Origin of the sequence: Corallococcus sp. CA047B (assembly GCF_003612065.1) — a bacterium.
Taxonomy (GTDB): domain Bacteria; phylum Myxococcota; class Myxococcia; order Myxococcales; family Myxococcaceae; genus Corallococcus; species Corallococcus praedator.
Map to the genome: position 1 here is coordinate 1 of NZ_RAWD01000452.1, position 6,087 is coordinate 6,087.

A 6,087-nucleotide genomic window follows, 5' to 3' on the forward strand; every position below is an offset into this window, starting at 1 on the left:
GACAGCCACGGTCGAAGCCCCGGCCGAGCGCCGCCTGGGCGGGGTGCTCCTGGCGCTGGCCCTGGCGGCGGGCGCGGCCTTCCGGCTGTACTGGGCGCTCCACGACGACGGCATCTACTGGCCGGACGAGGTCTACCAGAGCCTGGAGCCCGCCCACCGGCTCGTCTACGGCTACGGGCTGGTCGCCTGGGAGTTCATCGAGGGCGCCCGGAACTGGGCCCTGCCCGCCCTGGTGGCGGGGCTGCTGGGGCTTGGCCGGCTGGTCGGCCTCACCGACCCCTCCGGCTACCTGGCCCTGGTGAAGGGCTTCTTCGCGCTGGTGGGCACCGCGACGGCGTGGGCCACGTGGCGCCTGGCCCGCGCGTCCGGCGCCTCCACCCTGGCAGCCTCCGGCGGGGCGGCCCTGTTCGCCCTGGCGTCGGTGCCCCTGTACTTCGCCCCCCGGGCGATGAGCGAGAACGCCTCCGTGCTGCCCGTGGTGCTGGGACTGGCCCTGGCGCTGGCCCCGGGGGCGTCACGGCGGGCCCTGGTGACGGGGGCGTCCCTGCTGGGGCTGGCGGTGCTGCTGCGGCTGCAGAATGGCGTCTTCTGCGTGGGCCTGCTGGGCGTGCTCCTGGCGCGGCGCAGGTGGCGCGAGGCGGGCGTGGCGCTGGCGGTGCTGTCCGGGTGGGCGCTGGCCTTCGGCCTCCTGGACAAGCTCACCTGGGGGCGGTGGTTCCACTCCGCCATCGTCTACCTGGACTTCAACCTGGTGCAGGGCAAGGCCGCCACGTTCGGCACGGAGGCCTTCGACTACTACCCGCGCATCCTGCGCCGGGCCATGCCGGGGCTGTCCGTGCTGGTGGGAGCGCTGGCGCTGGTGGCGCTGCCCCGGGCGCTGGGGCTGTCCGCGCTGACGGCGGCGTTCGTGCTCCTGCACGCGTACCAGCCGCACAAGGAGCTGCGCTTCCTGGTGCCGGCGCTGCCCCTGCTGGCGGCGCTGGCGGGCGTGGGGCTGGACTCGGTGCTGCGCGTGCTTCGGGGCTTCCCCGCGCGGGCCACGGCCACGGTGGCGGTGGTGGCGGCGGCGCTGTTGTCCGGCGCGGGCGCGGGGGGACTCACCTTTGGTGACCTGGGCCAGTACGAGCGCGTGCGCCCCAAGGACAGCGCGTGGGACGACCAGGGCGCGGTCAACCGGCTGCTGGAGGCCGCGGGGCGGCAGGACGACGTGTGCGGCCTGAAGGTGGAGACGGTCCACCAGGCGTGGACGGGGGGCTACAGCTACTTCCACCGGAACGCGCCGCTGTACCCCCACAACGGCCCGCACCGGGGTTCGGGCCTGTTCAGCCACGTCATCACCCTGCCGGGCCACGAGGGCGTGGGCGTGACGGTGGCCCGGGACGGTCCGCTGGCGCTGGTGAAGCTGCCCGTGGCGGCCTGCGTGCCGGACCCCGGCTATTCGTGGCGGTTGCCCTGAGCGGAACGATTGGGCGGCAAGGCCCTTTCCGCCCCACCCGGCGCGTTGCTAAGCCACGGCCATGTCCGAAGCCACCTGCCTCTTCTGCAAGATTCGCGAAGGCGCCATCCCGGCGAAGGTCGTCTACCAGGACGAGCACTGCCTGGCCTTCGAGGACATCAACCCCCAGGCCCCCACGCACGTCCTGTTCATCCCCCGCAAGCACATCGCCACGGTGAACGACCTCACCCCCGAGGACCGCGAGCTGGTGGGCAGCCTCTACATCGGCGCGGCGAAGCTGGCGCGCGAGCGCGGCCACGCGGACCAGGGCTACCGGCTGGTCATGAACACCCAGCGCGACGCGGGGCAGACGGTGTTCCACATCCACCTGCACCTGCTCGCGGGCCGCCCCCTCCACTGGCCGCCGGGCTAGCGGACCACCGTAAGGAAAACCCGCCGTCCCCAGGGGTCCGTGACAGGGCCGGGCGGCGGGTCTAGCGTTCACGGGCGCGTGGCCCCCTTCTTCCCAGGGAGTGCCCGCCCGCCATGTTCAGTGCCCAGTCCTCGCCCGAGACACGCCGCGCCTATTCACGCCTCGCCCTGCTGCTGGCCGCCGTGGCCGGGGCGGTCAACGCCGTGGGGTTCGTGGCGCTGGGCGCGCACAGCTCCCACATGTCCGGGCACATGGCGACGCTGGGCGAGTCGCTGGCCCTGGGACACCGGGACTCGGGCTGGCTGTCCGCGCAGCTGATGGCATCGTTCGTCGCCGGGGCCACGTGCGCGGCGGTGCTGCTGGATGCCTCGCGGCACCGCAAGCGGGGCCGGCACGTGTCCGCGCTGCTCTTGGAGGCGGTGGTGCTGGGCGGCATCGGCGTGGGGATGGCGGGCAGCGTGGGCGTGCGCGCGCCGGTGTTCCTCTGGGCGCTGGCCTTCGCCATGGGGTTGCAGAACGCGCTCGTCACCCGGCTGTCCGGCGCGGTGGTGCGCACCACGCACGTGACGGGGCTGCTCACGGACATCGGCATCCAGTTGGTGCAGATGATGGCGTGGGTGCGCGACGGCCTCCGGGGCGAGGGCGCGCCGGGCCTGTGGCACCGCCTGCGCGACCTGCCCTCCGCCGTGCAGTTCGAACGCACGCGGCTGCACGTGGGCCTGGCGCTGGCGTTCCTCGCGGGCTCCACGCTGGGCCCGTTCCTCTTCCTGCGCCACGGGGCCGTGACGCTGGCGCTGCCGTGCGCGGTGCTGGGCGTGCTGGCCGCTCTGGACGTGCGCCTGTCCGCGCTGCCCGGCGCGGCGTCCTCCACCGCGCCGGGCCGCTGAAGGCTCGCGGCTACGGGGACTCGGGGCGGGCCACCGGCTGCGCCGGAGGGGCGTCGTCGTTCTTGTCGATGCCCAGGTCGTCCAGGGTCCGGGCGCGGCGCACGGCCTGGAGCACGCTGCTGCGCTCGTCCGTCCAGACGTAGTCCGGCTCCCCGCGCAGGGACAGCCGGCGCACGCGCGCGGCGGTCGTCTTGAAGGTGGGGCCCCAGGAGAACTCCTTGTCCGGGCTCAGCAGGACCCAGCTGCTGGACAGCGTGTCGCCCTTCGTCTCGGTGACGACGAGCGTGGCGAACAGGCCCAGCGCCTTCGCGTGCGTCAGGCTGATGGGGACCAGATCCAGGTACTGGTTGCTGATGTGCAGCGCCAGCACGCCATGCGGCGCCAGGTGCTTGCGGTAGAGTTCCAGCGCTTCGCGCGTCACCAGGTGCATGGGGATGGCGTCCGAGCTGAAGACGTCCAGCGCCAGCACGTCGAACGGCGTCGTCGGCCCGTGCTCCAGCTCCTGCTCCAGGGAGATGCGCGCGTCGCCCTCCACCACCTCCATCTTCGCGGGCGAGTCCCCCAGGTAGCTGAAGTAGCCGCCCTGCCCCCGCGCGAGCGCGATGATGACGGGGTTGATTTCATAGAAGCGCGCCGAGTCCCCGGCCTCCAGCAGCGCGGCGCTGCCACCCACGCCCAGCCCCAGCATGCCCACGCGAAGCGAGGTGGGCAGCCCCAGCGCCCCGCGCCACCGGCGCTGCTCCGCGAGCGCCAGACCCAGGCCGCTGTCGCGCGAGTAGTAGGACGTCGTGGCGCGGCGGCGCACCGGGTCGACGTACTGCCAGCCGTGGGTGATGGCGCCGTGGCGCAGGGTGAACTGGTGCTCGTGCGGGTCGTCGGGAATCTGCTCCAGCACCTGCACCACGCCGAAGAAGTTGCGCTCGGAGAAGCGCACGCGGCCCTGGGCGCCGGAGACGAGGAGCATCAGGTTCACCGCCACCATCACCAGCATCGCCCCGCGCAGGATGCGCTGCACGCGGGCCGTCAGCTTCTCCCCGGGGGGCCGCTGCATCATGCCCGCCAGCGCCACGACGCAGCAGGCGCCCAGCGCCAGCGGGTGCTCCCAGTAGACGTTGAAGATGGCGGGCGCCACCAGGCTGACGAACACGCCGCCCAGCACCCCGCCAACGGACACCCACAGGTAGAAGGCGCTCAGGTAGCGCGGGGCCGGGCGGGCGCGGAACAGCTCGCCGTGGCACACCATGGCGCCGGTGAAGAGCGCGGAGGCGTGGAAGAGCACCTGCCAGCCCAGGTGCAGGGAGGGGCCCTCCTTCTGCGCGTAGGACACCAGGGCCAGCGTGGCGATGAGGGCCACCGAGTACGGGCCGCGCGCGTAGAAGGACTCGCGCGAGAAGGCCAGGATGAAGGTGAGCAGGTACACGGCCAGCGGCATCACCCACAGGAAGGGCCCCGCCGCCACGTCCTGGGACAGCTTGTTCGTCGTGGCCAGCAGCAGCACCGACGCGCACATGCTCAGCCCCAGCCACAGCAGCGTGCGCTTCACGCCCGGGCGCGGCGCATCGGGCGTCGCGTCCCCCATGGGCTCGGAGGCAGGCTGCACGAGCGGCCCGGCCTCCCCCGTCGTCGTGCGGCGAATCAGGTCCCCGGCGCAGGCGATGGCGAAGACGACGAAGAGGCCGAAGCCCGCGGCCCACCCCCACGCCTGCGCGCCGCGGCCCACGAAGGGCTCCACCAGGAAGGGGTAGCCCAGCAGCGACAGCAGCGAGCCCACGTTGGAGAGCGCATACAGCACGTACGGCGAGCGCCCCGGCCGCGCGCGGGCGAACCACGACTGGAGCAGGGGGCCGGTGGTGCTCAGCACGAAGAAGGGCAGGCCCAGGGTGACGGCCAGCATCCCCATCAACCGGAGCACGGGGAAGTGGTCGTTGACGGGGCGCCAGCCTTCCCCGGGCGTCAGCGGCGAGCCCGTCCAGACGGCCCGCGCCGCGAGCGCCACCAGCGCCACCGTCAGCAGGCCCAGGTGCAGCAGGGCCTGCGTGCGCGGGCGCAGCCGCGAGGCCACCGCGTGCGCATAGGCGTACCCCGCGAGCAGCGCGGCCTGGAAGAACAGCATGCACGCGGTCCACACCGACGGCGTGCCGCCGTACCACGGCAGGGCGTAGCGGCCCGCCAGCGGCTGGATGCCGAAGAGCAGGAACGCGCTGGTGAAGATGGCGAGGGCGTAACGAACCATGCGGCCTCGGGGCGGGGGGAGAGGCGCAGCGGCAGCGACCCGCGCGCACAGTGTTTCCCGCCTGGAGCGCATCCCTGTCAACGCCCGCCCCCTCAAAGCCCGGCGGCCGACCGGGCAGGCATCCGTCGGCGCGGGTGCCCGTCCCAGGCTCCGGTCCTAACTTCCGGGACGGGAAGGGCGCGGGACTCCCCGCGCCAGAGGGGGACATGACGATGAAGGGCTTCGGGCGTGGTGCGGTGGTGTTGCTCGTGGGCGGGGCACTGGGACTCTGGGGCTGCAACAGCGAGCAGCCCCCACGGGAGCAGAGCGGGTTCCAGGACCCGGTGCAGTCGCAGCACCGGGGGACCGAGGACCGGGCCTCCACGACGGTGAACAACCGCATCCGCAACGCCGCGGACCCGGGCCAGGGCGGCAGGCCCTACGACAGCGACGCCGCGGGCACGGGCGGCTCCGGGCGTCAGCTCGGGGGCGCCACGCAGCAGTTGGGCACGGGCCTGGCGGACAGCTACCGGGGACCGGAGGGCACCGGCGGCGCGGGCCTGGACGCGGGCACCCACACGATGGCCCCGCACTCCGGCATGAACCACGGGGCACCCGACGCGGGGGGCACGGACCGCCTGGACGCGGGCCTCCGGCGCTAGGCGGGGCACCGCGGGCGGGGCCTACTCCTGGCCCCGCTTCGCCAGCCGCAGCATTTCGTACATGTCCTTCACCCGCTTGAGCAGGGCCGGGTCGCTGGCACCCGCGTTCTCGCTCACGTCGTAGGACAAGTCATCGAAGCGGCTGCACGCCATCTGCATGATGTCGCAGCCGTGGTCCCGCTTGATTTGGAGGAAGAGGTTCCGCGTCTGGGTCCACTCCCGCTCCAGTTCGGTGGACGCCTTGGTGTCCCGGACTTCCTTCGGGGGAGCGCGCGTGGCGGCGGCGCGCTTGTGGGGGACACGTGAAGGCGGGGGCGGCTTCTTCGCGGCCGGGGCCGGCGCGGCGGAAGGCGGCGGCTCGGGGGACTCGGCCCCGGCCGGAGCGATCATGTCCTCATCGTCCTCCAGGGCGCCCCCTCGCGGGGCGGCGTCCGGCGGCGCGGGAGCCACGGGTGCCG

General features: G+C 73.5%; 5 protein-coding genes and 1 pseudogene. 4 read left to right on the forward strand and 2 right to left on the reverse strand.

Features of this window, described 5'->3' with window-relative positions:
- The 3 genes from D7X74_RS38590 to D7X74_RS38600 form a co-directional block, all read left to right on the forward strand.
- Positions 1–1,456, forward strand: a 1,456-nt coding sequence (locus D7X74_RS38590) for a hypothetical protein (RefSeq protein WP_120537957.1), incomplete at its 5' end; no start/stop codon positions are given.
- Positions 1,457–1,517: 61 nt separating this feature from the next.
- Positions 1,518–1,868 carry a histidine triad nucleotide-binding protein gene (locus tag D7X74_RS38595; RefSeq protein WP_120537958.1) on the forward strand — a complete coding sequence of 117 codons (351 nt, stop codon included), beginning with the start codon at positions 1,518–1,520 and terminating at the stop codon, positions 1,866–1,868.
- 113 nt (positions 1,869–1,981) lie between these two features.
- Positions 1,982–2,755, forward strand: coding sequence for a YoaK family protein (locus D7X74_RS38600; RefSeq protein WP_120537959.1), 774 nt, complete (start codon positions 1,982–1,984; stop codon positions 2,753–2,755).
- Positions 2,756–2,765: 10 nt separating this feature from the next.
- On the opposite strand, the gene D7X74_RS38605 is transcribed toward D7X74_RS38600, so the two are convergent.
- Positions 2,766–4,988, reverse strand: a complete 2,223-nt coding sequence (locus tag D7X74_RS38605) for a spermidine synthase (RefSeq protein ID WP_120537960.1) — start codon at positions 4,986–4,988, stop codon at positions 2,766–2,768.
- 206 nt (positions 4,989–5,194) lie between these two features.
- Between D7X74_RS38605 and D7X74_RS38610 the strand changes: the two genes are divergently transcribed.
- Positions 5,195–5,629: a hypothetical protein gene (locus D7X74_RS38610; protein WP_120537961.1), complete on the forward strand. Its 435-nt coding sequence runs from the start codon at positions 5,195–5,197 to the stop codon at positions 5,627–5,629.
- 21 nt (positions 5,630–5,650) lie between these two features.
- Here the strand turns inward: D7X74_RS38610 and D7X74_RS38615 are convergent.
- Positions 5,651–6,087 (reverse strand): annotated as a pseudogene (locus tag D7X74_RS38615) (hypothetical protein); the annotation flags it as partial.

Bases quoted from the DNA above. Each gene is read 5' to 3' on its own strand.
- D7X74_RS38595 (WP_120537958.1), top strand. From the start codon at position 1,518: ATGTCCGAAGCCACCTGCCTCTTCTGCAAGATTCGCGAAGGCGCCATC.
- D7X74_RS38600 (WP_120537959.1), top strand. From the start codon at position 1,982: ATGTTCAGTGCCCAGTCCTCGCCCGAGACACGCCGCGCCTATTCACGC.
- D7X74_RS38605 (WP_120537960.1), bottom strand. From the start codon at position 4,988: ATGGTTCGTTACGCCCTCGCCATCTTCACCAGCGCGTTCCTGCTCTTC.
- D7X74_RS38610 (WP_120537961.1), top strand. From the start codon at position 5,195: ATGACGATGAAGGGCTTCGGGCGTGGTGCGGTGGTGTTGCTCGTGGGC.